Source organism: Pseudomonas ekonensis, assembly GCF_019145435.1.
Lineage (GTDB): Bacteria > Pseudomonadota > Gammaproteobacteria > Pseudomonadales > Pseudomonadaceae > Aquipseudomonas > Aquipseudomonas ekonensis.
In genome coordinates, this window is record NZ_JAHSTS010000003.1 from 292,639 (window position 1) to 318,302 (window position 25,664).

The 25,664-nt window shown below is 64.2% G+C and carries 23 protein-coding genes and 1 pseudogene; 13 read left to right on the forward strand and 11 right to left on the reverse strand.

Annotated features, from left to right (window positions below; all coding sequences use genetic code 11):
* Positions 1-16 precede the first annotated feature (16 nt).
* The 3 genes and pseudogenes from KVG96_RS25290 to coaBC all read right to left on the reverse strand — a co-directional run.
* A pseudogene (locus KVG96_RS25290) lies at positions 17-1,420 on the reverse strand (phosphomannomutase/phosphoglucomutase); the annotation flags it as partial.
* A 220-nt stretch (positions 1,421-1,640) separates the two neighbouring features.
* Positions 1,641-2,096, reverse strand: a complete 456-nt coding sequence (gene dut, locus KVG96_RS25295) for a dUTP diphosphatase (RefSeq protein WP_217894470.1) — start codon at positions 2,094-2,096, stop codon at positions 1,641-1,643.
* 5 nt (positions 2,097-2,101) lie between these two features.
* Positions 2,102-3,310 (reverse strand): bifunctional phosphopantothenoylcysteine decarboxylase/phosphopantothenate--cysteine ligase CoaBC, encoded by a 1,209-nt coding sequence (coaBC, locus tag KVG96_RS25300; protein ID WP_085655890.1) that lies wholly within the window; start codon positions 3,308-3,310, stop codon positions 2,102-2,104.
* A 135-nt stretch (positions 3,311-3,445) separates the two neighbouring features.
* Here coaBC and radC point away from each other — a divergent pair, with 135 nt between their 5' ends.
* Entirely contained in the window at positions 3,446-4,120 is a 675-nt protein-coding gene (gene radC / locus KVG96_RS25305) for a RadC family protein (RefSeq protein WP_217894471.1), read from the forward strand.
* A 70-nt stretch (positions 4,121-4,190) separates the two neighbouring features.
* On the opposite strand, the gene KVG96_RS25310 is transcribed toward radC, so the two are convergent.
* The gene (locus tag KVG96_RS25310; RefSeq protein ID WP_217894472.1) at positions 4,191-5,777 is read right to left on the reverse strand and encodes an ABC transporter substrate-binding protein; all 1,587 of its coding nucleotides are present in this window, start codon (positions 5,775-5,777) and stop codon (positions 4,191-4,193) included.
* 446 nt (positions 5,778-6,223) lie between these two features.
* Between KVG96_RS25310 and rpmB the strand changes: the two genes are divergently transcribed.
* Together rpmB and rpmG are read left to right on the forward strand one after the other, a co-directional pair.
* A complete protein-coding gene (gene rpmB / locus KVG96_RS25315) occupies positions 6,224-6,457 on the forward strand; it encodes a 50S ribosomal protein L28 (protein WP_007921114.1) in 234 nt (77 codons plus the stop codon).
* A gap of 11 nt (positions 6,458-6,468) precedes the next feature.
* Complete coding sequence (gene rpmG, locus KVG96_RS25320; protein ID WP_003177274.1) at positions 6,469-6,624, forward strand: 50S ribosomal protein L33; 156 nt, start codon at positions 6,469-6,471, stop codon at positions 6,622-6,624.
* Between the two features lie 130 nt (positions 6,625-6,754).
* Here the strand turns inward: rpmG and KVG96_RS25325 are convergent, their stop codons facing one another.
* The gene (locus KVG96_RS25325; RefSeq protein WP_217894473.1) at positions 6,755-7,117 is read right to left on the reverse strand and encodes a cupin domain-containing protein; all 363 of its coding nucleotides are present in this window, start codon (positions 7,115-7,117) and stop codon (positions 6,755-6,757) included.
* A gap of 236 nt (positions 7,118-7,353) precedes the next feature.
* On the opposite strand from KVG96_RS25325, the gene KVG96_RS25330 reads away from it, so the two are divergent.
* Positions 7,354-8,847 (forward strand): aldehyde dehydrogenase, encoded by a 1,494-nt coding sequence (locus KVG96_RS25330; RefSeq protein ID WP_217894474.1) that lies wholly within the window; start codon positions 7,354-7,356, stop codon positions 8,845-8,847.
* 182 nt (positions 8,848-9,029) lie between these two features.
* Positions 9,030-10,175 carry an MFS transporter gene (locus KVG96_RS25335; RefSeq protein ID WP_217894475.1) on the forward strand — a complete coding sequence of 382 codons (1,146 nt, stop codon included), beginning with the start codon at positions 9,030-9,032 and terminating at the stop codon, positions 10,173-10,175.
* A 21-nt stretch (positions 10,176-10,196) separates the two neighbouring features.
* Here KVG96_RS25335 and KVG96_RS25340 read toward each other — a convergent pair whose 3' ends face one another.
* Positions 10,197-11,765, reverse strand: a complete 1,569-nt coding sequence (locus KVG96_RS25340; protein ID WP_217894476.1) for a phospholipase D family protein — start codon at positions 11,763-11,765, stop codon at positions 10,197-10,199.
* Between the two features lie 60 nt (positions 11,766-11,825).
* Positions 11,826-13,247 carry an aminotransferase-like domain-containing protein gene (locus KVG96_RS25345; protein ID WP_217894477.1) on the reverse strand — a complete coding sequence of 474 codons (1,422 nt, stop codon included), beginning with the start codon at positions 13,245-13,247 and terminating at the stop codon, positions 11,826-11,828.
* 178 nt (positions 13,248-13,425) lie between these two features.
* Between KVG96_RS25345 and KVG96_RS25350 the strand changes: the two genes are divergently transcribed.
* A complete protein-coding gene (locus tag KVG96_RS25350; RefSeq protein ID WP_217894478.1) occupies positions 13,426-13,671 on the forward strand; it encodes a DUF1127 domain-containing protein in 246 nt (81 codons plus the stop codon).
* Between the two features lie 62 nt (positions 13,672-13,733).
* Here KVG96_RS25350 and KVG96_RS25355 read toward each other — a convergent pair whose 3' ends face one another.
* Positions 13,734-15,044, reverse strand: coding sequence for an NAD(P)/FAD-dependent oxidoreductase (locus KVG96_RS25355; RefSeq protein WP_217894479.1), 1,311 nt, complete (start codon positions 15,042-15,044; stop codon positions 13,734-13,736).
* A 145-nt stretch (positions 15,045-15,189) separates the two neighbouring features.
* Here KVG96_RS25355 and KVG96_RS25360 point away from each other — a divergent pair, with 145 nt between their 5' ends.
* Positions 15,190-15,543 carry a YkgJ family cysteine cluster protein gene (locus KVG96_RS25360; protein WP_217894480.1) on the forward strand — a complete coding sequence of 118 codons (354 nt, stop codon included), beginning with the start codon at positions 15,190-15,192 and terminating at the stop codon, positions 15,541-15,543.
* 328 nt (positions 15,544-15,871) lie between these two features.
* Here KVG96_RS25360 and KVG96_RS25365 read toward each other — a convergent pair whose 3' ends face one another.
* Positions 15,872-16,360, reverse strand: coding sequence for an Lrp/AsnC ligand binding domain-containing protein (locus KVG96_RS25365; protein ID WP_003177284.1), 489 nt, complete (start codon positions 16,358-16,360; stop codon positions 15,872-15,874).
* A 154-nt stretch (positions 16,361-16,514) separates the two neighbouring features.
* Between KVG96_RS25365 and dadA the strand changes: the two genes are divergently transcribed.
* From dadA to KVG96_RS25395, 6 genes are all read left to right on the forward strand, one after another.
* A complete protein-coding gene (dadA, locus tag KVG96_RS25370) occupies positions 16,515-17,819 on the forward strand; it encodes a D-amino acid dehydrogenase (protein ID WP_085578923.1) in 1,305 nt (434 codons plus the stop codon).
* Positions 17,791-18,144 (forward strand): RidA family protein, encoded by a 354-nt coding sequence (locus tag KVG96_RS25375; protein ID WP_085578920.1) that lies wholly within the window; start codon positions 17,791-17,793, stop codon positions 18,142-18,144. The genes dadA and KVG96_RS25375 overlap by 29 nt, the downstream gene beginning before the upstream one ends.
* 93 nt (positions 18,145-18,237) lie before the next feature.
* A complete protein-coding gene (gene alr, locus KVG96_RS25380) occupies positions 18,238-19,311 on the forward strand; it encodes an alanine racemase (RefSeq protein WP_217894481.1) in 1,074 nt (357 codons plus the stop codon).
* A gap of 122 nt (positions 19,312-19,433) precedes the next feature.
* Complete coding sequence (locus KVG96_RS25385; RefSeq protein ID WP_008086779.1) at positions 19,434-19,982, forward strand: cupin domain-containing protein; 549 nt, start codon at positions 19,434-19,436, stop codon at positions 19,980-19,982.
* A gap of 182 nt (positions 19,983-20,164) precedes the next feature.
* Positions 20,165-20,581 carry a c-type cytochrome gene (locus KVG96_RS25390; protein ID WP_217894482.1) on the forward strand — a complete coding sequence of 139 codons (417 nt, stop codon included), beginning with the start codon at positions 20,165-20,167 and terminating at the stop codon, positions 20,579-20,581.
* Between the two features lie 136 nt (positions 20,582-20,717).
* Complete coding sequence (locus KVG96_RS25395; protein ID WP_217894483.1) at positions 20,718-22,640, forward strand: acetyl-CoA hydrolase/transferase C-terminal domain-containing protein; 1,923 nt, start codon at positions 20,718-20,720, stop codon at positions 22,638-22,640.
* A gap of 127 nt (positions 22,641-22,767) precedes the next feature.
* Here the strand turns inward: KVG96_RS25395 and KVG96_RS25400 are convergent, their stop codons facing one another.
* Together KVG96_RS25400 and rep are read right to left on the reverse strand one after the other, a co-directional pair.
* On the reverse strand, positions 22,768-23,340 hold the full coding sequence (locus KVG96_RS25400; protein WP_085578914.1) for a xanthine phosphoribosyltransferase: 573 nt from the start codon (positions 23,338-23,340) through the stop codon (positions 22,768-22,770).
* Positions 23,341-23,398: 58 nt separating this feature from the next.
* Positions 23,399-25,408 (reverse strand): DNA helicase Rep, encoded by a 2,010-nt coding sequence (gene rep / locus KVG96_RS25405; protein ID WP_217894484.1) that lies wholly within the window; start codon positions 25,406-25,408, stop codon positions 23,399-23,401.
* Positions 25,409-25,664 lie beyond the last annotated feature (256 nt).

A 25,664-nucleotide genomic window follows, 5' to 3' on the forward strand; every position in this document is an offset into this window, starting at 1 on the left:
CAGGGCTCCGGGTGAATCAGAACGGTAGTTGGAGATCAGGTGCAACGCGTTTCAGCTGGGCATGGAACACAGCCTTGATGCGTGCAAGTTCTGCCTCGTCATCGGCCTCGAAGCGCAGCACCAGCACCGGTGTGGTGTTGGAGGCGCGCACCAGGCCCCAGCCTTTGGCGTAGTCGACCCGCACGCCGTCGATGGTGGTCAGGTCGGCGCCTGGGCCCCACTGTGCGTCGTGCAGTGCATCAATGATGCTGAATTTGCTCTCTTCGGTCACATGGATATTGATTTCCGGCGTCGAAACATCGTTCGGGAAGGTCGCGAACAGCTCCTCGGCGGTGGTTTTCTCCTGGCTGAGGATCTCCAGCAGCCGCGCGGCGCTGTAAATGCCGTCGTCGAAACCGAACCAGCGTTCCTTGAAGAAGATATGCCCGCTCATCTCGCCGGCCAACAGGGCGCCGGATTGTTTCATCTTCTTTTTGATCAACGAGTGACCGGTCTTCCACATTAGCGACCGGCCGCCGTATTCCTTGATCAGCGGGATGAGGCGGCGGGTGCATTTGACGTCGAAGATGATTTCCGCGTCCGGGTTGCGCGCCAGCACGTCGCGGGCGAACAGCATCAGCAGGCGATCCGGGAACACGATGCTGCCGGCGTCGGTCACCACGCCGACGCGGTCGCCGTCGCCGTCGAAGGCCAGGCCCAGGTCGGCGCCGGTTTCCTTGACCTTGGCGATCAGGTCGACGAGGTTCTCAGGCTTGCCCGGGTCCGGGTGGTGGTTGGGGAAGTGGCCGTCCACCTCGCAGAACAGCGGGATGACTTCGCAGTTCAGCGCTTCGATCAGTTGCGGGGCGATGACGCCGGCCGCGCCGTTGCCGCAGTCCACCACGACCTTCATGCGCCGGGCCAGCTTGATGTCCCGGACGATTTCGGTGGTGTAGCGGTCGAGGATCTCGACCTGGGTCACGCTGCCCTGGCCGCTGCTCAGGTCGCCGGTCTTGAGGCGCTCGTGCAAGGCCTGGATCTGCTCGTTGGCGAGGGTGTCGCCGGCGATCATGATCTTGAAGCCGTTGTAGTTCGACGGGTTGTGGCTGCCGGTGAGCATCACGGCGGACTTGCCGGCCAGCACGTTGGCGGCATAGTACAGCGCCGGGGTCGGCACCAGGCCGACGTCGCTGACGTGGCAGCCGCTGTCGGCGATGCCTTTGATCAGTCGGGCGACCAGCTCCGGTCCGGACAGGCGCCCGTCACGGCCGACGGACACGTTCGGCTCGCCTTGGGCCAGGCTCTGCGAGCCGACGGCGCGGCCGATCCAGTAGGCCGTTTCGGCGTTGAGGTATTCCGGCACGGTGCCGCGGATGTCATACGCGCGGAAAATGCTGTCGGGAAGCTTCGGTGCGGCTTGGGCGGGGGTGCTCATCGGCGGAAATGCTCCATCTCGAAAGTGGCTGGACGCGCCGGCGACTCACTCGGCGGCAGGCTCAAACTGAAGGGTATGACGGCGTTTTCCGCAGAGAGTTCGTGGTATGAAAGGGCCATGACACCCCTGTGGCGAGGGAGCTTGCTCGCGCTTGGGTGCGCAGCGCCCACAAAATCGATGGACGGCTACGCTGCCCGGCGGGAGCAAGCTCCCTCGCCACAAACGGTCATTTGGTGCCGGTATGGCCGAAACCGCCGGTGCCGCGTTCGGTCTCGACGAATTCCTCGACCATCTCGAAATGCGCCTGCACCACCGGCACCAGCACCAGTTGCGCCAGGCGTTCGCCGACGGTCATGGTGAAGTCGGTCTGGCCGCGGTTCCAGCAGGAGACCATCAGCGGGCCCTGGTAGTCGGAGTCGATCAGGCCGACCAGGTTGCCCAGCACGATGCCGTGCTTATGGCCCATGCCTGAGCGCGGCAGGATCAGCGCGGCGAGGTTCGGGTCGCCGATGTACACCGACAGGCCGGTGGGGATCAGCACGGTCTCGCCCGGCTTGATCACGGTGTCCTGTTCCAGCATGGCGCGCAGGTCGAGGCCAGCGGAGCCGGGCGTGGCGTATTGCGGCAGCGGGAATTGGGTGCCGATGCGTGGGTCGAGGATCTTGGCTTGCAAAGCGTGCATGTAAATTAAACCTGGTTCAGCCGTTCGGCGATGAAAGTGACCAGTTGGCGGGCGATCTTGCCCTTGCTGGTCTGGGCGAAGACCGTGGCGTGCAGCCCACGGTCGATGACGCTGCAGGCGTTCTCTTCGCTGTTGAAGCCGATGCTCGGGTTGGCGACGTCGTTGGCGACGATCAGGTCGAGATTCTTGTCCTTCAGTTTGCGTGCAGCGTAGTCGAGCAGGTGTTCGGTCTCGGCAGCGAAGCCGACACTGAACGGACGGTCGGGACGGGTGGCGATGGTGGCCAGGATGTCCGGGTTACGTACCATTTGCAGGACGAAGCCGTCGCCGCTCGTAGGGTCTTTCTTGAGTTTTTGCGGGGCCACGACTTCCGGGCGGTAGTCCGCGACCGCCGCCGAGGCGATGAAGATGTCGCAAGGCATCGCAGCCTCGCAGGCCGCGAGCATGTCCCGGGCGCTGACCACGTCGATGCGGGTGACGCGGTCCGGGGTCGGCAGGTGCACGGGGCCGCTGATCAGGGTCACGCGGGCGCCGGCTTCCACCGCCGCTTCGGCCAGGGCGAAGCCCATTTTCCCGGAGCTGTGGTTGGTGATGTAGCGCACCGGGTCGATGTTTTCCTGGGTCGGGCCGGCGGTGATGACCACGTGCTTGCCGGTCAGCGCCTGGCGCTGGAAGCAGTCCGCCGCGCACTGGGCCAGGTCGGTGGCTTCCATCATCCGGCCCATGCCGACGTCGCCGCAGGCCTGGCTGCCGGAGGCCGGGCCGAAGGTCTTCAGCCCACGGCTTTCCAGGAGCTGCAGGTTGGCCTGGGTGGCCGGGTCGCGCCACATGGCCTGGTTCATGGCCGGAGCCACGGCGACGATGGCGTCGGTGGCCAGCACCAGGGTGGTCAGCAGGTCATTGGCGATGCCCTGGGCCAGGCGGGCCAGCAGGTCGGCGGTGGCAGGGGCGATCAGCACCAGGTCGGCCCATTTGGCCAGTTCGATGTGGCCCATCGCGGCTTCGGCGGCGGGGTCGAGCAGGTCAAGGTGCACCGGGTGGCCGGACAGGGCCTGCATGGTCAGCGGGGTGATGAATTCGCTGCCGCCGCGGGTCATGACCACGCGCACTTCGGCGCCCTGGTCGATCAGGCGGCGAACCAGATCGGCGCTTTTATAGGCCGCGATGCCGCCGCCGACGCCCAGAACGATGCGTTTCCGATACAGCCGCTGCATAGGTCTGCCTTTCATTTCATGGATGGTAGCGGTGCGATACCCCCTCCCCAGGGGCGAACCGACCGCCAAAAAAGATGGGCTACGATATCACAGCGTCCGCTACGGAGCAGCGGCGCCCACAGACAAGGAATGTGTATGAGTATTCGCGATTGGCCGGCGGCGCAAAGGCCGCGGGAGAAGCTGCTTGAACAGGGCTCGGGAAGTCTTTCCGATGCCGAACTGCTGGCGATTTTTCTGCGGACCGGCGTGTCCGGAAAAAGCGCGGTGGATCTGGCGCGACACCTTTTGAACGAATTCGGCAGCCTGCGGGCACTGCTTGAGGCTGATCTCGTGTCATTCAGTGCACAGTTGGGGCTGGGGCCGGCGAAATTCGCCCAACTGCAAGCGGTGCTCGAAATGGGGCGGCGGCATCTGGCTGAGCGCATGCGAAAGAAAATGGCGCTGGAAAATCCCCAGGTGGTTCGCGATTACCTCAAAGCCATGCTGCGCCATGAGCCGCACGAGGTGTTTGGTTGCCTGTTTCTGGATTCCAAGCACCAGGTGCTGAATTTCGAGGCACTGTTTCGCGGTTCCATCGACAACACTGCCGTGCATCCGCGAGAGGTGGTCAAGCGTTCGCTGGCGAACAACGCAGCGGCGGTGATCCTGTGCCACAACCATCCGTCGGGCAACAGCGATCCGAGTCAGGCGGATCGCCTGCTGACCAAGCGTTTGCAAAAAGCCCTTGAACTGATCGATGTGCGGGTGCTCGATCACTTCATCGTGGGTGACGGTGAGCCGCTGTCGATGGCGGAGTGCGGCTGGATGTAGCTCTCAGGAAAAACGCCAAACCCTGTGGGAGCTGGCAAGCCAGCTCCTACAGGTTTTGTGTTGTGGCGGGTTACTTCAGGGTGATCTTGGAATAGTCCTGCCGCCCGAACGGGCTCACGGCGTAACCCTGCACATCCTTGCGCGTCAGCGCGAAGGCGGTCGGATGCGCCAGCGGCAGCCAAAGTGCCTGCTGCTGGATCAGGGCCTGCGCCTGCTCATAGAGCTTGCTGCGCACGCCTTGCTCGCTGGTGGTCTTGCCGGCGCTGATCAAGCGGTCCAGGTCGGCATTGCAGTAACGGGCGAAGTTGGTGCCTGATTTCACCGCTGCACAGGAAAACTGCGGGGTGAGGAAGTTGTCCGGGTCGCCGTTGTCGCCGGCCCAGCCCATGAACAGCAGATCGTGCTCGCCGGCCTTGGCCCGGCGGATCAGCTCGCCCCATTCGATCACGCGGATTTCCGCCTGGATGCCGATCTCCGCCAGGTCCGATTGCAGCAACTGGGCGCCGAGGCTCGGGTTGGGGTTGAGCAGGCTGCCGGAGGGGCGCGTCCAGATGGTGGTCTGGAAGCCGTCCTTCAGGCCGGCCTTGACCATCAGCGCCTTGGCCTTGTCCACGTCGTGGGCGTAGCCGGGCAGGTTCTTCGCGTAGCTCCAGGTGTTGGGCGGGTAGGGGCCGTTGGCGGCCTCGGCGGTGTCTTCGAACACGGCCTTGAGGTAGTTGGCCTTGTCGAAGGCGAGGTTGATCGCCTGGCGCACTTCCGGCTTGTCCAGCGGCGGATGCTGGCTGTTGATGCCGACGAAGGCGGTCATGAACGCGTCGGTCTTTTCTACTTTAAGTGTCGGCTCCTGCTTCGCCGCCTGCACATCCAGCGGTTTGGGCGACAGGGCGATCTGGCATTCGTTGCGCCGCAGCTTCTGCAGGCGCACGTTGGCGTCCGGGGTGATGGCGAAGATCAGCGGATCCACCGCCGGCTTGCCGCCGAAGTAGTCCGGGTTGGCCTTGTAGCGGACCGATGCGTCCTTCTGGAAGCGGGTGAACACGAACGGGCCGGTGCCCACCGGCTGGCTGTTGAGCTTGTCGGTGGTGCCGGCCTTGAGCAGTCGGTCGGCGTACTCGGCGGAGTAGATCGAGGCGAAGCCCATGCTCAGGGTCGCCAGGAAGGTCGAGTCCGGATGGTCGAGGGTGAAGCGTACGGTCAAGGGATCCAGGGCGTCGATCTTCTTGATCAGCGCCGGCAACTGCATCGACTGGGCGTGGGGGAACCCGCTCTGGGCCACCTGGTGCCATGGGTTGGCGGGGTCGAGCATGCGGTCGAAGCTGAACTTGACGTCTTCTGCGCTCAGGTCGCGGGTCGGCTTGAAGTAATCGGTGCTGTGGAACTTCACCTGCGGGCGCAACTTGAACACGTAGGTCAGGCCGTCGGTGCTGACGTCCCAGCTCTCGGCGAGGCTGGGGACGACCTTGCCGCTGGCGGTGTCGAAGTCCACCAGGCGGTTCATCAGTACATCGGCCGAGGCGTTGGTGGTGGTCAGCGAGTTGTACTGCACCACGTCGAACCCTTCGGGGCTGGCCTCGGTGCAGACGCTCAGGGCGGCGGCCTGGGCGAGGGGGCTCAGCAGCAGCGGAGCGAGCAGAAGGGGGAGGGCAGCGAGGCGCATGGTCAGATTCCTTTACAGATCGGAGGCCCATCTGCAAGTGCAGTCTGGAAAAGGCCTACCCTAGTGGGCACGGTTGCAAATGACTATCCCTTTTTGCGATTTCAGGGTCGGGTTGCCGGGCTTTTTGCGGCGTGTGAGGATGCCGTCCCTGCGGATCGTCGGCAGAACCGATTTTCTGCGACGAGCGGTCGAAATCCGCGACAGCCTTTATCCAAAGCGCCTGACGGCGAAAATTCCGGCTTTTTGCCAATTGATTGCACACCGATTGTTGTTGCCTCCGGGTCTTTCTGGTATAAAGCAGCGCTCTTTTCTAGGGGCCCGGTTCCTTCGCTTGTAGGTGTAGCCGGTAAGACCTCTAAAGAATCGCGGCGCCTGGCGCCACAATGACTAGAGATTAAGCGGCCAACCCATGCCGGGTTGGGCATGTGGTTTTAGAGGGCTGAGGCATGTCTAGAGTATGTCAAGTTACCGGTAAGGGTCCGGTAACCGGGAATAACATTTCCCACGCAAACAACAAAACCCGTCGTCGTTTCCTGCCAAACCTGCAGCATCACCGCTTCTGGGTTGAGTCCGAGAAACGTTTCGTGCGTCTGCGCGTATCTGCCAAAGGCATGCGTATCATCGACAAGCGCGGCATTGATGTCGTGCTGGCCGAACTTCGCCGCGATGGCAAGGTTTAAGGGAGCTAATCATGCGTGAATTGATTCGTTTGATCTCGAGCGCCGGTACTGGTCACTTCTACACTACCGACAAGAACAAGCGTACTACCCCGGACAAAATCGAGATCAAGAAATATGATCCGGTTGTTCGCAAGCACGTGATCTACAAGGAAGGCAAAATCAAGTAATTGATTTTTCCGACCGACGAAAAAGGCCCGTATCTCACGATACGGGCCTTTTTTGTTGCCCTGGTCTTGGGCTGCCAGCCCGGGCCCGTGGGCCTGCCCGCGAATTCGTCGGGGCAGGCGAGCGAGATCCTCAGGCCTTCTGCTCGAAGATCACATAGATCTTGCGGCACGCCTCCAGCACTTCCCAGGTGCCGCGGAAACCGGCCGGAATCACAAAACGGTCGCCGACGCGCAGGGTCTTGGCGTTGCCGTCGTTGTCGCGCAGCACCGAGACGCCCTGAAGGATCTCGCAGTACTCGTGCTCGGTGTAGTTCACCGTCCATTGCCCGACCGCGCCTTCCCACACCCCGACGTTCATTTGCCCGCAAGGGCTGTCGTACTGGTTGGACACCGCCTGCTCGGGGTCGCCCTTGAGCACCTTGGCCGGATCCGGCCGGTAGCGTTCGGCTTCGCTGGCGGTCTGGCTGATGTCGACGACGTTCTGGATGTTCATTGTTGTTGTCTCCCGTGGTGGCGACGCGATGGATTGGAAAGGGCCAAAGTCTATGTTTATTAAATTGAACACCGCAAGGTCGTATCGTGGCCTTATGTCAAATATATTGAAACAAACCCGGCCACTGGTTTAGGGTGGCGGATGCCCTTGGCCGAAATGCAGGCTGGCCGGGCAGAATTCCTGAGGACGGCCGCGACGAGCGCGGCGCCCGCATCCAACAAGAGGAGGACACTCGAATGACCACCCTGACTCGTGCCGACTGGGAACAACGCGCCCGCGACCTGAAGATCGAAGGCCGCGCCTACCTCAATGGCGAGTACACCGACGCCGCCTCGGGCGAGACTTTCGAGTGCATCAGCCCGGTCGACGGCCGTCTGCTGGGCAAGATCGCCAGTTGTGACGCCGCCGACGCCCAGCGCGCCGTGGAGAACGCCCGCGCCACTTTCGATTCCGGTGTCTGGTCGCGCCTGGCGCCGACCAAGCGCAAGGCCGCCATGATCCGTTTCGCCGGCCTGCTCAAGCAGCACGCCGAAGAGCTGGCCCTGCTCGAGACCCTCGACATGGGCAAGCCGATCAGCGACTCGCTGTACATCGACGTCCCCGGCGCGGCGCAGGCGCTGAGCTGGAGCGGCGAAGCCATCGACAAGCTCTACGATGAAGTCGCCGCCACCCCGCACGATCAGCTGGGCCTGGTGACCCGCGAGCCGGTGGGCGTGGTCGGCGCCATCGTGCCGTGGAACTTCCCGCTGCTGATGGCTTGCTGGAAACTGGGCCCGGCCCTGTCGACCGGCAACTCGGTGATCCTCAAACCGTCGGAGAAATCCCCGCTGACCGCCATCCGCATCGCCGCCCTGGCGGTCGAGGCCGGCATCCCGAAAGGCGTGCTCAACGTGCTGCCGGGTTATGGCCACACCGTCGGCAAGGCCCTGGCCCTGCACAACGACGTCGACACCCTGGTGTTCACCGGTTCGACCAAGATCGCCAAGCAACTGATGATCTACGCCGGCGAATCGAACATGAAGCGCGTGTGGCTGGAGGCCGGCGGCAAGAGCCCGAACATCGTGTTCGCCGACGCGCCGGACCTGCAGGCCGCCGCCGAATCCGCCGCCAGCGCCATCGCCTTCAACCAGGGCGAAGTCTGCACCGCCGGCTCGCGCCTGTTGGTCGAGCGTTCGATCAAGGATAAATTCCTGCCGATGGTGATCGAGGCGCTCAAGGCCTGGAAACCGGGCAATCCGCTGGATCCGGCCACCAACGTCGGTGCGCTGGTGGATACCCAGCAGATGAACACCGTGCTGTCCTACATCGAGTCCGGCCACGCCGACGGCGCCAAACTGATGGCCGGCGGCAAGCGCACCCTGCAGGAGACCGGCGGCACCTACGTCGAGCCGACGATCTTCGACGGCGTGAGCAATGCGATGAAGATCGCCCAGGAAGAGATCTTCGGGCCGGTGCTGTCGGTCATCACCTTCGATACCGCCGAGGAGGCGGTGCGCATCGCCAACGATACGCCGTACGGCCTGGCGGCGGCGGTGTGGACCCAGGACATTTCCAAGGCGCACCTGACCGCCAAGGCCCTGCGGGCCGGCAGCGTGTGGGTCAATCAGTACGACGGCGGCGACATGACCGCGCCGTTCGGCGGCTTCAAGCAGTCGGGCAACGGCCGCGACAAGTCGCTGCATGCGTTCGACAAATACACTGAGCTGAAGGCGACCTGGATCAAGCTGTGAACCGTTGAGGGGGCCTGCCCGTCAGGCCCCCGAAACTGCAGTGAGCCCTTGTGGGAGCGGGCTTGCCCGCGATGGCGGTGTGTCAGTCGGCATTTTTGTGTCTGACCCACCGCCATCGCGGGCAAGCCCGCTCCCGCATTGGTTTTGCGGTGCACATAACAATATCCACAGGAGCGTGGACCATGCGTTGGGCGACGTATTTCGCCGTGTTGGCGTCTGTCTTGAGTGTCGGCCTGGCCCTGGGGGTCAGCATGCCGCTGGTGTCGTTGCGGCTGGAGGGCTGGGGCTACGGCTCCTTCGCCATCGGCGTGATGGCGGCGATGCCGGCCATCGGCGTGCTGCTGGGGGCGAAGGTGTCCAGCCATCTGGCGGCGCGCCTGGGCACGGCGAACCTGATGCGCCTGTGCCTGTGGGGCGGGGCGCTGTCCATCGGCCTGCTGGCGCTGTTGCCGAGCTATCCGGTGTGGCTGGTGCTGCGGCTGATGATCGGGGTGATCCTGACCATCGTGTTCATCCTCGGCGAGAGCTGGATCAACCAATTGGTGGTCGAGCACTGGCGCGGACGGCTGGTGGCGCTGTACGGCAGCAGCTATGCGCTCAGCCAACTGTCCGGGCCGTTACTGCTGGGTGCGCTCGGCACCGAGCATGATTACGGCTTCTGGGTAGGTGTCGGCCTTTTGATCGCTGCGCCACTTCTGTTGCTGGGTCGCAGCGGTGCACCGAGCAGCGAGGCCAGCAGCGTGACCTTCGGTGACCTGTGGGGCTTCAGTCGCGAATTGCCGGCGATTGCCTGGGCGGTGTCGTTGTTCGCCGCGTTTGAGGCGATGATCCTGACCCTGTTGCCGGTGTACTGCCTGCAACAGGGCTTCACGGCGGAAATAGCGCTGGCAATGGTCAGCACCGTGGTGGTGGGCGACGCGCTGCTGCAATTGCCCATCGGTGCGCTGGCCGACTACCTGTCGCGGCGGACCTTGTTCGCCGGTTGCGCCGTGGTGCTGATGCTGTCGAGTCTGGCGATCCCGATGCTGATCGACACCCTGCTGATCTGGCCGTTGTGGGTGTTATTCGGCGCCAGTGCCGGTGGCTTGTTCACCCTGTCGCTGATTTTGATTGGCGAACGCTACCGCGATGACGCACTGGTGCGCGCCAATGCGCATGTCGCGCAACTGTGGGGCGTCGGTTGTCTGATCGGGCCGTTGGCGGCGGGGGCGGGCAGTCAATGGATCAGCGGGCACGCGTTGCCGTGGTTCATGGCGGCAGGGGCGTTCGGGCTGGTGATTCTGCTGTCGCGGCAAGGAGCGTTCGGCAAGGTGCCGGAGCCTGCCTGACGACCTGGCCGGGGCGGATGGCTACAGCATCCGCTCCAGCCCCACCGTAGTGCTGAACCACGCATTGAAGCGCCGCCACCAGCTGCCGGGTTCCTTGGTCAATGTGTGCATCTGACCGTTGTCCTCGGTGACCCAGACGACTTTCCCGTCCTGAAGTTTTGCCTCGTAACTCAGCGCCGGCGCCATGCCCTGCAACGCCAGCTCACGAACGTGGGCAGCCAGTTCGGGACTGTCCACCAGCACCCCCACTTCGGTGTTCCACAGCACCGAGCGCGGGTCGAAGTTGAACGAGCCGATGAACGCCTTTTTCCCGTCGAAGATCATCGCCTTGCTGTGCAGGCTCGAATCCGAGCCGCGAAACGACTTGCTGTAAAACAGGTGCGGGCCGCTGCCGAAGTTATCCCCAGGCTGGCGCCGCAGTTCATACAACTTCACGCCATGTTCCAGCAGTGCCTTGCGATAGGGCGCGTAACCCCCGTGCACCGCCGGCACGTCGGTGGCTTCCAGTGAGTTGGTCAGCAGACTCACCGAAACACCCGCATCGGCACGGCCAGTCAGATAAACCAGCCCTGGCTGACCCGGCACGAAGTAGGCGGAAATCATCATCAGTTCCTTGCTGGCGCCCCGCAGCTCCGGTGCCAGTTGCGTGGTCAGCAGCAGTTGCGGATCCGGCTCGCCGTCCGCCAGCACTTTGCTCGGGGCGTCCCACAGCGCCTGGTTCCAGGCCCAGATCAGCTCCCGGCGCCAGATGTCCATGCGCGGGTGAGTGGTGAAGGTCATCAACTGCTGATAGAGCGCGTGGTTCTGTTTGCGAGTCTCCTCGAGGGATTCCTCCAGGCGTGTGCGGGTGTTCTGCAGGTCTTTGGCCGATGGTTTGCTGGACAGAAACTCGTCGATCGGCTTGCTCAGGGCGCTGTTCCAGTACTGATCGAAGCTGTGCCCGAGTTGTTCGGCGACCGGCCCGACGCTGAGCATGTCGATGTCGGTGAAGTTCAGGTTGGGCTCGGCATCGAAATACTCGTCACCCAGATTGCGTCCGCCGACAATGGCGGCGCTGTTGTCCGCCAGCCACAGCTTGTTGTGCATCCGCCGGTGTTGCTGCGACAGGTTGAACAGGCGGCCTGCGGCGCGGGTCACGCCGGTGCTGCGGCCCAGGTGCAGTGGATTGAACAGGCGGATCTGGATATTCGGATGCGCCGCCAGTGTGGCGATGATCAGGTCGAGGCCGTCGCTGGTGGTGTCGTCCAGCAGGATGCGCACCCGCACGCCACGGTCGGCAGCCTTCAACACTTCTTCCACCAGCATCCGCGTACTGATGCCGTCGTGGACGATGTAGTACTGCAAATCGAGGCTGCTCTGGGCGTTGCGGATCAACTCGGCGCGAGCGGTGAAGGCTTCGGTGCTGTTGGACAACAGGCGAAATCCGGACTGACCCTTGTACGGCGCGGCCTGGGCCTGGATAGAGCTGCCGAAACTCGATGAAGAGGCCGGCAATGCCTGGCTTGGCTCACGCGGCACGTCGAGGGTCGCGCAACCGCCCAGAAACGAGGCGAGTAACAGCAGAGCGAGTAGGGGCTGTCTGAAGCTCACGTAGGATCGTTCCGGTTGGCGGCAAGGGTCGGCATATGGACGCGGGTCTCTGGAAAAAGGTCAGTCGGCTTCAGCGAGCAACTTGATCGCCGCCGCACCGACTTTGCGCACGGCTTCTTCGATGAGCGGTGTCGGCTTCGCAGCGTAGTTCATGCGCAGGCAATTGCGGTACTTGCCCGACGCGGAAAAAATACTGCCGACGGCAATCTGTACGCCCTGATCGTGCAGTGCGCGATTCAGTTTCAGGGTATCGAAACCTTCCGGCAGTTCGACCCAGAGCATGAAGCTGCCTTGCGGACGGCTGGCGCGAGTACCGGCCGGGAAATACCGCGTCACCCAATCGATCATCACGTCGCGATTGCGCTGATATTGCGTACGCATCCGCCGCAAATGCGGTTCGAAGTGCCCGGCTTTCAGAAATTCGGCGATGGCGATCTGCGGCTGCGGCGCGGTGGAGCCGGTGCTGATGTATTTCATGTGCAGCACCCGCTCCAGGTAGCGGCCCGGCGCCACCCAACCGATGCGCAGGCCAGGCGCCAGGGTCTTGGAGAACGAACTGCACAGCAGCACGCGGCCGTCTTCGTCGAAGGACTTGATGGTGCGCGGGCGAGGATAGGTGTAGGCCAGTTCTCCGTACACGTCGTCCTCGATGATCGCCACGTCGAAGCGCTGCGCCAGGTGCAGCAGGGCGCGCTTGCGCGACTCCGGCATGATGTAGCCCAGCGGGTTGTTGCAGTTGGGCGTGAGCTGGATGACCTTGATCGGCCACTGCTCCAGCGCCAGTTCCAGGGCTTCGAGGCTGATGCCGGTGAGCGGATCGGTGGGAATCTCCAGCGCCTTCATGCCCAGGCCCTTGAGGGTCTGCATGGCGCCGTGGAAGCTCGGCGAGTCCACGGCGACGATGTCGCCCGGCTCGCAGATCGCGTGGATGCTGGTGGACAGCGCCTCATGGCAGCCGGTGGTCACCACCAGGTCGCCGGCGCTCAGCTGGCAGCCGGAATCGAGCATCAGCCGGGCGATCTGTTCGCGCAGTTCGAGGGTGCCGTGGATGTTGTCGTAATACAGGCCGGGCATGTCCTGGCGGCGGCTGATCCGGGCGAGGCCGCGCAGCAGCGGTTTCATGGTCGGCGAGGACACGTCGGGCATGCCGCGCCCCAGCTGCACCACGTCCTTGCGCGGCACGGCGCGGATCAGCTCCAGCACTTGATCCCACTGCGAGATTTCCACCGGGCGCTGCACCGGCCGGCCGACCACCGGCAGTTCCGGCAGCTCGCGGCTGACCGGCACGAAGTAGCCGGACTTGGGCTTGGGCGTGGCCAGGCCGTTGTCCTCCAGCATCCGGTAGGCCTGCTGCACCGTGCTCAGGCTGACCCCGTGCTCGACGCTCAAGGCGCGCACCGACGGCAGGCGGTCGCCGGGCCGGTAGAAGCCTTGCTCGATGCGCGTGCCGAGCAACTCGGCGAGGTTCACATACAGGGTCATGGCACTGCCTCGTACAGGTGATCCGGTAGACCGGTACAGATGGGGCGGAAATCCACAATTCAGAGCTCGGGACGGCCAATCTGTATGGAGTTAATACAGATGCGTTGAATCTGTAATGCTTTTGCCCGCCCGCGCATCATGGAATCTCTCGCTACCCAAGTAAACAGGAGCAAAGAAAATGAACGGCTTGAGCGATGTGCGGCTGACGTTACACAGTCAGGAACTGGCGGCAGGGCAGCAGGACAGCGCGCGCAATGAGGCCCTGCGCAACGCCCCGTCCGGCCTGAGCCGCTGGGGCCTGTTCTGGCACCGTCTGCACACGCGCAGGGCGTTGCTGGGGCTGACGCCGCAGCAGCTCAAGGACATCGGGCTGACCCGTGAGCAGGCGCTGGAGGAGGGGCTCAAGCCGTTCTGGCGGATCTGAGCCCTTGATGCCCCCGTCGCGAGCCTGTTCGCGACGGGGGCATCAAGGCTGCGGCAAGGCCTTCAGACCAGTTCCTTGAGGCGGTGCCACAGCATCCCCAGGGCCAGCAGCGGCGAGCGCAAGTGCTTGCCGCCGGGGAAGGTGATGTGCGGCACCTGGGCGAACAGGTCGAACCCGCCGCCGTGCTGTCCGCTGATGGCTTCGGCCAGCAGCTTGCCCGCCAGGTGCGTGGCGTTCACCCCGTGGCCCGAATAGGCCTGGGCGTAATACACGTTCGGCCGCCCCGCCAGCCGGCCGATCTGCGGCAGGCGGTTGGCGCCGATGCCGATCATCCCGCCCCACTGGAAATCGATCTTCGCGCCCGCCAGCTGCGGGAACACCTCCAGCATCTTCGGCCGCATGTAGGCGGCGATGTCCTTGGGGTCGCGGCCCGAGTAGTGGCAGGCCCCGCCGAACAGCAGGCGCCGGTCCGCCGAGAGCCGGTAATAGTCGAGCGCCACGCGCTGGTCGCAGACTGCCATGTTCTGCGGCAGCAGCTGATGGGCCTGGGCTTCGCTCAGCGGTTCGGTGGCGATGATGTAGCTGCCGGCGGGCAGCACCTTGCCGCCCAGTTGCGGGTCGAGGCCGTTGAGGTAGGCGTTGCAGCCCAGCACCAGGGTCTTGGCGCGCACCGTGCCCTGGGCCGTGTGCACCCGCACTTCGGGGCCGTGGTCGATGCGGGTGACCGCCGACCGCTCGAACAGCTTGACCCCCGACTGCTGCGCCGCCGCGGCTTCGCCCAAGGCCAGGTTCAGCGGGTGCAGATGCCCGGAGCCCATGTCGATCAAGCCGCCGACGTAGCGTTTGGAACCGACCACGGTGTGCATCTGGTCGGCCCGCAGCAGGCGGGTCTCGTGGCGGTAGCCGAGACTGCGCAGTTCCTCGGCGTCCTCGGCGAAGCCATCAAGGTCGCGGGGCTTGTTGGCCAGGTCGCAGTAGCCCCAGGTCAGGTCGCAGGGGATCCGGAAGCGCTCCACGCGCCGGCGGACGATCTCCACCGCCTCCAGGCCCATGAGTTTCATCTGGCGCACGCCTTCGGTGCCGATGACGTTGGCGAACTGATCCAGGCCATGGCCGACCCCGCGGATCAGTTGCCCGCCGTTGCGGCCGCTGGCGCCCCAGCCGATCCGGTTCGCCTCCAGCAGCACCACGCCGAGGCCGCGTTCGGCCAGCTCCAGCGCGGTGTTCAGGCCCGTGAAGCCACCGCCGACCACGCACACGTCTGCGGTCACCTCGCCCTGCAGCACCGGATGGTCGGGCTGCGGCAGGCTGCTGGCGGCGTAGTAGGAGGCAACGTGAGGCTGGCTCGCGGTGGCGTGGGCGCGGGCATTCATGGGCGTCATCCTGAGCGGGTGTCGAGAAAATTTGACGGAGGATAAGCCGGACGCCGGAAGCCGGGCAACACCGGTCGGCCACCGCTGTCTGGATCGCGGCTTTTGCGGCACAATCGCCGCCTGTTCCACGTCGGTCATCGCTTCCATGAGCTGCAACAGCCAGAAAGTCCGTTCCCTGCGCCAGCAGATCCCCACGTTCGACTGCGTGCCGGGCTGCCACGACTGCTGCGGGCCGGTGACCACGTCCCCGGAGGAGATGGCGCGCCTGCCGCGCAAGACCCGCGCCGAACAGGACGCGGCCATGGACGCCTACAACTGTGTGCACCTGGGGCCGGAAGGCTGCACGGTGTATGACGAACGGCCGCTGATCTGCCGGCTGTTCGGTACGACCCAGACCTTGCCTTGCCCGAACGGGCGCAGGCCGGTGGAGCTGATCCATCCGCGGGTGGAGCGGCAGGTGTTCGAATACATGGCCGAGAACCGGCAGGTGCTGGTCTGAAGCGTTCGCGCTGAATCCGCGGCGACCCCATCGCTGGCAAGCCAGCTCCCACAAGTCCAGAGGTGAGCGTGGATTCTGCGAACACCTTCTGACCCTATGGGAATGACTTGCCAGCGATAGGGCCGGCTCAGGCTCTCTTCCCACAAGTCCAGAGGTGAGCGTGGATTCTGCGCACACCTTTTGACCCTGTGGGAATGACTTGCCAGCGATAGGGCCGGCTCAGGCTCTCTTCCCACAAGTCCAGAGGTGAGCGTAGATTCTGCGAACACCTTCTGACCCTGTGGGAGCTGGCTTGCCAGCGATGGGGCCGGATCAGGCGCCGCGCATGTCAGTCGGGAATCGGCAGGCTCAGGCTCTCCTTCACCTCTTCCATCACGATGTAGCTCTTGGATTCGCGCACATGCGGCAGCTTGAGCAGGATGTCGCCCAGCAGCTTGCGGTACGAGGCCATCTCGGAAATCCGCGCCTTCACCAGGTAGTCGAAATCCCCCGACACCAGATGGCACTCCAGCACATGGGGCAGTTTCAGCACCGCGCGTCGGAACTCTTCGAAGGTGTCGCCGGATTTGTAGTCAAGGCTGATCTCGACGAACACCAGCAGGCTACCCTTCAAATGCTGAGGGTTGAGCCGGGCGTTGTAGCCCATGATGATCCCCTCGCGCTCCAGCCGCCGCACTCGCTCCGTGCACGGCGTGGTCGACAGGCCGACCTTTTCCCCAAGCTCCGTGAAGGAGATCCGCCCGTCCGCCTGGAGGATCCGCAGAATGTTGCGGTCGATCTTGTCCAGCTCGCGTTTGGTCTGAGTGTTGGTACGCATAGGGGATGCGCCTCCGTGAAAAGGGTTTTTGCCGAGAATTGTCGCCAAATATAGGCGCTTATACAGTGAAAAGCACTGGCAAATCTTTCTTACACTGCGCGCATCATTGCTCTGACAACAGGTTCGCGGTCCGACCGCGGCGAGGGATACAAAAATGCGCGTCATGGTCTTGGGTAGCGGCGTCATCGGCACCACCAGTGCCTATTATCTGGCCCGCGCCGGATTTGAAGTCGTGGTGGTCGACCGTCAGCCGGCGGCCGCCATGGAGACCAGCTTCGCCAACGCCGGCCAGGTGTCGCCTGGCTATGCCTCGCCGTGGGCAGCGCCGGGCGTGCCGCTCAAGGCCATCAAGTGGCTGCTGCAGCGTCACGCGCCGCTGGCCATCAAGGCCACCGCCGACATCGACCAGTACCTGTGGATGGCGCAGATGCTGCGCAACTGCACCGCCAGCCGCTACGCGGTGAACAAGGAGCGCATGGTGCGCCTGTCCGAGTACAGCCGCGACTGCCTCGACGAACTGCGCGCCGAGACCGGCATCGCCTATGAAGGCCGCAGCCTGGGCACCACCCAACTGTTCCGCACCCAGGCCCAGCTGGACGGCGCCGCCAAGGACATCGCCGTGCTGAAGGAGTCCGGCGTGCCGTTCGAAGTCCTCGACCGCGCCGGCATCGCCCGGGTCGAGCCGGCCCTGGCCAACGTCACCGACATCCTGGCCGGCGCCCTGCGCCTGCCGAACGACCAGACCGGCGACTGCCAGATGTTCACCACCCGCCTGGCGGAAATGGCCGCCAAGCTCGGCGTCGAGTTCCGCTTCGGCCAGGACATCCAGCGCCTGGACTTCGCGGGCGACCGCATCAACGGCGTGTGGATCGACGGCAAGCTGGAGACCGCCGACCGCTACGTGCTGGCCCTGGGCAGCTACTCGCCGCAACTGCTCAAGCCGCTGGGCATCAAGGCCCCGGTGTACCCGCTCAAGGGCTACTCGCTGACCGTGCCGATCACCAACCCGGCGATGGCCCCGACGTCGACCATCCTCGACGAGACCTACAAGGTCGCGATCACCCGTTTCGACAACCGCATCCGCGTCGGCGGCATGGCCGAGATCGCCGGTTTCGACCTGTCGCTGAACCCGCGCCGGCGCGAAACCCTGGAGATGATCGTCAACGACCTTTATCCTCAGGGCGGCAACCTGGCCGAGGCGAGCTTCTGGACCGGCCTGCGTCCGACCACTCCGGACGGCACCCCGATCGTCGGCGCCACCCCGTTCAAGAACCTGTTCCTGAACACCGGCCACGGCACCCTCGGCTGGACCATGGCGTGCGGCTCCGGCCGTCTGCTGGCCGACCTGATGGCCAAGAAAAAGCCGCAGATCAGCGCCGAAGGCCTCGACATTTCCCGTTACGGCAACACCACCCAGGAGTCCGCCAAGCATGGCAATCCAGCGCCAGCTCACCAATGAGCGCATGAGTCAGATCGTCACCCACAACGGCACCGTGTACCTGGCCGGACAGGTCGGCGACGACTTCAGCGCCGGGGTCGAACAGCAGACCCGAGACGTGCTGGCCAACATCGAGCGGCTGTTGGACCTGGCCGGCACCGACAAGCACCACCTGCTGTCGGCGACGATCTACCTGAACGACATCGGTGCGCACTTCGCCGCCATGAACGCGGTGTGGGATCAGTGGCTGCCCAAGGGCGTCGCCCCGGCCCGGGCCACCGTCGAAGCGAAGATGGCCCGTCCCGATGTGCTGGTCGAGATCTCGGTGATCGCCGCACAGCCGTGATCCGACGCTAAAAATCCCTCTCCCGGCGCTGTTGGCGGTCAACGCCAGCCGGCGCCGGTTTTTCTTCCCATGACCGCCCAGAAGTCTGCCGCCATGCGTCCTGCCCGTGCCCTGATCGACCTTCAAGCCCTGCGCCACAACTACCGTATCGCCCGCGAGACCACCGGCGCCAAGGCGCTGGCGGTGATCAAGGCCGACGCCTACGGCCATGGCGCGGTGCGTTGCGCCCAAGCCCTGGAGGCCGAAGCGGACGGCTTCGCCGTGGCCTGCATCGAAGAGGCCCTGGAACTGCGCGCCGCCGGGATCCGCGCGCCGGTGCTGCTGCTCGAAGGCTTTTTCGAGGCCGACGAGCTGGCGCTGATCGTCGAGCACGACTTCTGGTGCGTGGTGCATTCGCTGTGGCAGCTCGAAGCGATCGAGCAGGCGGCGTTGAGCAAACCGGTCACCGTGTGGCTCAAGCTCGATTCGGGCATGCACCGCGTGGGCCTGCATCCCAAGGATTATCCGTCGGCCTACCAGCGGCTGCTGGCCAGCGGCAAGGTGGCGAAGATCGTGCTGATGAGCCACTTCGCCCGCGCCGATGAACTGCACGAGCAGAGCAGCGCCGATCAGGTCGCGGTGTTCGAGGCCGCCCGCAAGGGCCTGGCGGCGGAAATCAGCCTGCGCAACTCGCCGGCGGTGCTGGGCTGGCCGCAGATCCCCAGCGACTGGGTGCGCCCGGGCATCATGCTGTACGGCGCTACGCCGTTCGAAGAAGCCAACGCCGTGGCCGAGCGCCTGCAACCGGTGATGACCCTCGAATCGAAGGTCATCAGCGTGCGCGAACTGCCGGCCGGCGAGCCGGTCGGCTACGGCGCCCGGTTCATCACCGACAAGCCGATGCGCATCGGTGTGGTCGCCATGGGCTACGCCGACGGCTATCCGCGCCAGGCGCCGACCGGCACCCCGGTGCTGGTGGCCGGCCAGCGCAGCCGCATCCTCGGCCGCGTGTCGATGGACATGCTGTGCATCGACCTCACCGACGTGCCGCAGGCCGGCCTCGGTTCCACCGTGGAGCTGTGGGGCAAAAACATCCTCGCCAGCGACGTGGCCAAGTGGGCCGACACCATCCCGTACCAGATCTTCTGCAACCTGCGCCGGGTGCCGAGGCTCTATTCCGGGGATTGACGCCCCGAAGCCGTCTCCGCCGACCGCATGCCCCTCCGGGGCACAGGCCCAAGTGTTGTAAATACTGAACGCTGTCGCCATGATAACGCTCACTATCTCTACAACCTCAGGAGGCGCGTGCCTTGGACGTCGGCGAACGGCTGCAATCGATCCGCAAGCTCAAAGGGCTTTCCCAGCGTGAACTCGCCAAGCGTGCGGGCGTCACCAACAGCACCATTTCGATGATCGAAAAGAACAGCGTCAGCCCTTCGATCAGTTCGCTGCGCAAAGTGCTGGGCGGGATTCCCATGTCCATGGTCGAGTTCTTCTCCGAAGAGATCCTGCAGGAAGTCCCGACCCAGATCGTCTACAAGGCCAACGAACTGATCGACATTTCGGACGGCGCCGTGACCATGAAGCTGGTCGGCCGCGCCCACCCGAGCCGGGCCATCGCCTTCCTCAACGAGATCTACCCGCCGGGCGCCGACACCGGCGAAGAGATGCTCACCCATGAAGGCGAAGAAACCGGGATCCTGGTGGAAGGGCGCCTGGAGCTGGTGGTGGGCCTTGAAACTTTTATCCTCGAGGCCGGCGACAGCTACTACTTTGAAAGTACCAAGCCGCACCGCTTCCGCAATCCGTTCGACTTACCTGCGCGACTAATCAGCGCAGCCACGCCGGCGAACTTCTAGTCCCGCAGGCGCCAGGCCGTGGCGGCGAAGGCGTGCGAACCGTTTGACCGATGCGCGACAAAACCCCTTCAACTTTGGGGTTGTTTCAGTGTGGCGGGCTTACCGCTATACTTGCGCCCGCCTGCGAACCGTGGCCGCAGGCGTGAATAGCCACCATTGAGGGTGAACGCGTGAACCTAATTATGAAAATGCTGGCCGCACCAGCAACCGTACTGGCCCTCTGGGCTGCCAGCGCTCAAGCTGCGACCAACGACGATATCGCCAAACGCCTCGAGCCGGTCGGCCAGGTCTGCGTTCAGGGTCAGGAGTGCAAGGGGATGGAAGTCGCCGCAGCCGCAGGCGGCGGTGGCGGCGCGAAGACGCCGGATGAAGTGATCGCCAAGCACTGCAACGCTTGCCATGGCTCCGGCCTGCTGGGCGCGCCGAAGATCGGCGACGCGGCGGCCTGGAAAGAGCGTGCCGACCACCAGGGCGGCCTCGACGGCATCCTGGCCAAGGCCATCACCGGCATCAACTCGATGCCGCCGAAGGGCACCTGCGCCGATTGCTCCGACGCCGAGCTCAAGGGCGCGATCCAGAAGATGTCCGGCCTGAAATAAGCCGCTCTTCTGACGAAAAAAACCGTCTTCGGACGGTTTTTTTGTGCCCGCCGTTCCGTCCTGAGACTGGTCATTGCAGCAATCTGGCGGCAAGCTCGGTCGTACCTCTATTCATGGAACGGGCGGGAGGCTTCAGATGGTGCAACTGTGTTCGATCGAACAGGCCGTGGACGATGTGCTGGCGCGGTTGCCGGCGCATATCCACATGGGCCTGCCGCTGGGGCTGGGCAAGCCCAACCGTTTCGTCAACGCGCTGTACCGGCGCATCAAGGGCCTGCCGCAACGGCAACTGACGGTCTACACCGCCCTGTGCCTCGGCCGTCCGGCCTTGGGCGACGGCTTGCAGAAGCGTTTTCTGGAGCCCTTCGTCGAACGGGTCTTCGGCGATTACCCGGAACTGGAGTTCCTCGCCGACCTGCGCCGCGACAGCCTGCCGGCCAACATCCGCATCGAGCAGTTCTTCATGCAGCCCGGCAGCCTGCTGCACAGCACGCAGGCCCAGCAGGACTACGTCAGCAGCAACTACAGCCACGCGGCCCGCGACATCAACGCCGCCGGGCTGAACCTGGTGGCGCAGCTGCTGGCCAGCAGCGCCGTGCATCCGGATCGCCTGAGCCTGAGCTGCAACCCGGACATCACCCTCGACCTGCTGCCGATGATCGCCAAGCGCCGGGCCGCCGGGGAAACCATCCTGCTGGTGGGCCAGGTGCACACCGAACTGCCGTACATGCCCGGCGACGCCGAGGTGGACATCGACACCTTCGACCTGCTGGTCGACGAGAAGGACAGCAGCACGCTGTTTTCCACGCCGAACATGCCGGTGGGGTTTCAGGACCACTTCATCGGCCTGCACGCCAGCGCGCTGGTGCGCGACGGCGGCACGCTGCAGATCGGCATCGGTTCGATGGGCGATGCGCTGACCGCCGCCCTGCTGGTGCGCCAGGCCGACAACGCCGGATACCGCAGCCTGCTGGCAGAGGTGAACCTCAGCCCGTGGGCGCGGCTGATCGAGCGCGAGGGCGGTCTCGAACCGTTCGCCAAGGGCCTGTACGGTTGCAGCGAAATGTTCGTCAACGGCCTTCTGGTGCTGGCGGAGGCGGGGATCATCCGGCGCAAGGTCTACCCGGATGTGCCGACCCAGCAACAGGCCAACGCCGGCACCCTCGATGAGGCCGCGCAATCCGACGGCGTTTCGGTGCACGGCGGCTTCTTCCTCGGGCCGCGCAGTTTCTACGAGCGCCTGCACGAGCTGTCGCACGGCAAGCGCCTCGAATTCGACATGACCCGCATTAGTTACATCAACGAACTGTACGGTCAGGAAGAGCTCAAGCGCCTGCAGCGCCTCGATGCGCGGTTCATCAACACCGTGTTCACCATGACCCTGCTGGGCGCCGGTGTGGCGGATCAACTGCAAGACGGGCGAGTGCTCAGCGGCGTCGGCGGGCAATACAACTTCGTTGCCCAGGGCCATGCGCTGGAGGGGGCGCGGTCGATCCTGCTGCTGCGCAGCTGGCGCGAGTCCGGCGGCGAGGTCAGTTCGAACATTGTCTGGGAGTACGGCCACTGCACGATTCCCCGGCACCTGCGCGACATCGTGGTGACCGAGTACGGCATCGCCGACCTGCGCGGCAAGTCCGACGCGGCGGTGATCGAAGCGCTACTGAACATCAGCGACTCGCGCTTTCAGCCGGAGCTGACCGAGCGGGCGCAGAAGGCCGGCAAGCTGCCGAAGGATTTCCGCCTCGATCCGCGTTTCGCCGACAACACCCCGCAGCGTTTGCAGGGGATGGCCGCGCGGCATCCGAACCTGTTTCCGGAGTATCCGCTGGGTTGCGATTTCACCGAGGTGGAGCGGGACCTGCTGCGGGCGCTGAACTGGCTCAAGAGCAAGTTCAAGCTGAGCGAGATTCTGGAGCTGGGCAGGGCTGCCCTCGATGCACCGGAAGCCTCGACTTTCCCGGAGCACCTGGCGCGGATGCAGCTCACCAGGCCGGAAGGCTTGAAAGAAGACCTGTACCGGCGTTTGCTGCTCACAGGCCTGAAGGCCACTGCACAGTAATGCCTGGCCCAAACACCTGTAGGCGTGAGCCTGCTCGCGATAGCGGTCTATCAGTCACGACATGTGGAGACGGATACATCGCTATCGCGGGCAGGCTCACGCCTACAAGGGAGCGCGGTGTTGCGGGTTATTCGATGAAAGTCACCACGCCATCCTTCAGCGACTTCACGCGGGCCAGCGACTCGACGCGGTAGCCTTGCGAGTCCAGCTCGGCGCGGCCGCCCTGGAACGACTTCTCGATGACGATGCCCAGGCCCGCCACGGTGGCGCCGGCCTGCTTGATGATCGAGATCAGCGCCTGGGACGCTTTGCCGTTGGCCAGGAAGTCGTCGATGATCAGCACGCGGTCGCTGCTGGTCAGGTGACGCGGGGAGATGGCCACGGTGCTTTCGGTCTGCTTGGTGAACGAGTACACGGTCGCCGACAGCAGGTTCTCGGTCAGGGTCAGGGACTGGTGCTTGCGGGCGAAGATCACCGGTACGCCCAGGTTCAGGCCGGTCATGATCGCCGGGGCGATGCCCGAGGCTTCGATGGTGACGATCTTGGTGATGCCCGAATCCTTGAACAGCGCGGCGAATTCGTCGCCGATCAGCTTCATCAGGGCCGGGTCGATCTGATGGTTCAGAAAGGCGTCGACTTTCAGGACCTGGTCGGAAAGCACGATGCCTTCTTCGCGGATTTTCTTGTGCAGTGCTTCCATGAAGCGTTCCTCTACTGGCGCCGTGTGCGCCGAAGGTCTAGTAAAAAAGTGGTCGATTCTAACGCTTTAGCATCGCGCGTATATCGGCCAATGCGTTGTTGCCCCGCACGGCCTTGACTTCGGTCGGGGTGTCGTCGTTGCCTTCCCAGGCCAGGTCGTCCGGCGGCAACTCGTCGAGGAAGCGGCTCGGGGCGCAGTCGACGATCTCGCCGTACTGCTTGCGCTTGGCGGCGAAGGTGAAGGCCAGGGTCTGGCGGGCGCGGGTGATGCCCACGTAGGCCAGGCGGCGTTCCTCTTCGATGGTGTCGGCCTCGATGCTGGAACGGTGCGGCAGGATTTCCTCTTCCATGCCCATGATGAACACGTAAGGGAACTCCAGGCCCTTGGACGCGTGCAGGGTCATCATCTGCACGCCCTCGGCGCCGTCTTCCTCTTCCTGCTGGCGTTCGAGCATGTCGCGCAGCACGAGCTTGCCGATGGCGTCCTCGACGGTCATCTCGCCGTCTTCGTCCTTCTCCAGGGTGTTCTTCAAGGCTTCGATCAGGAACCAGACGTTGCTCATCCGGTAATCCGCGGCCTTGTCGCTGGAGCTGTTGGTGCGCAGCCAGTTCTCGTAGTCGATGTCCATGACCATGCTGCGCAGGGCCGAGATCGGGTCTTCGCCGGCGCACTGCTCGCGCACCTTGTCCATGAAGCGCTTGAAGCGCGACAGGCGGTCGGTGAAGCGGCTGTCCAGGTGTTCGCCCAGGCCGATCTCGTCGGTGGCGGCGTACATCGAGATCTTGCGCTCGGTGGCGTAGTTGCCGAGCTTCTCCAGGGTGGTGGAGCCGATCTCCCGGCGCGGCACGTTGATCACCCGCAGGAAGGCGTTGTCGTCGTCCGGGTTCACGATCAGGCGGAAGTAGGCCATCAGGTCCTTCACTTCCTGGCGGCCGAAGAAGCTGTTGCCGCCGCTCAAACGGTACGGCACCTGGTGGTGCTGCAGCTTCAGCTCGATCAGCTTGGCCTGGTAGTTGCCGCGGTAGAGGATCGCGAAGTCGCTGTAGGGCCGGTCGGTGCGCAGGTGCAGGCTGAGGATTTCCATGGCCACGCGCTCGGCCTCGGCGTCCTCGTTGCGGCAGCGGATCACGCGGATCTCGTCGCCGTGGCCCATCTCGCTCCACAGCTGCTTCTCGAACTCGTGGGGGTTGTTGGAGATCAGCACGTTGGCGCAGCGCAGGATGCGGCTGGTGGAGCGGTAGTTCTGCTCCAGCATCACCACTTTGAGCGACGGGTAGTCTTCCTTGAGCAGCATCAGGTTTTCCGGCCGCGCGCCGCGCCAGGCGTAGATCGACTGGTCGTCGTCGCCCACCACGGTGAACTGGTTGCGCTTGCCGATCAGCATCTTCACCAGCAGGTACTGGCTGGCGTTGGTGTCCTGGTATTCGTCCACCAGCAGGTAGCGCACCTTGTTCTGCCACTTTTCGAGGATGTCGGCGTGATCCTCGAAGAGCTTCACCGGCAGCAGGATCAGGTCGTCGAAGTCCACCGCGTTGAACGCCTTGAGCGTGCGCTGGTAGTGGGTGTAGACGATGGCGGCGGTCTGTTCCTTGGGGTTGCGCGCGTTCTCCAGGGCCTGGGCCGGCAGGATCAGGTCGTTCTTCCAGGCGCCGATCATGTTCTTGATCTCGTCGACGCCGTCGTCGCCCGAGTATTCCTTCTGCATGATGTCGGTCATCAGCGACTTGACGTCGGTCTCGTCGAAGATCGAGAAGCCGGGCTTGTAGCCCAGGCGCTCGTGCTCCTTGCGGATGATGTTCAGGCCCAGGTTGTGGAAGGTGCTGACCGTCAGGCCGCGGCCTTCGCCGGCGCGCAACAGGGTGCCGACGCGCTCCTTCATCTCGCGGGCGGCCTTGTTGGTGAAGGTCATCGCGACGATGTACTGGGCGCGGATGCCGCAGTTCTGGATCAGGTGCGCGATCTTGCGCGTGATCACGCTGGTCTTGCCGGAGCCAGCGCCGGCGAGCACCAAAAGAGGGCCGCCGACGTAGTTCACGGCCTCTTGCTGCCGGGGATTGAGTCGGGACATACGGAAATTCGGGAGTCGTTGACGAAATGGGGCGGCATTTTAACAGGCTCAGCGAATTGTGCCGCTCCTGTCCGACTTGTGACGCAGCACGCGGTTACAGTTTGCCGGTTTTGATACTTTCACGCAGGATGTGCGGAGATTTTGCGTCTAATGTTCTCATTCGTGACACAAAACGACGATTTGATAACCGATGTCATTTGGTCATTGGCCGGCGCAACGGCATAATGCCCGCCGCCCACATCATTGCAGAGTCTAG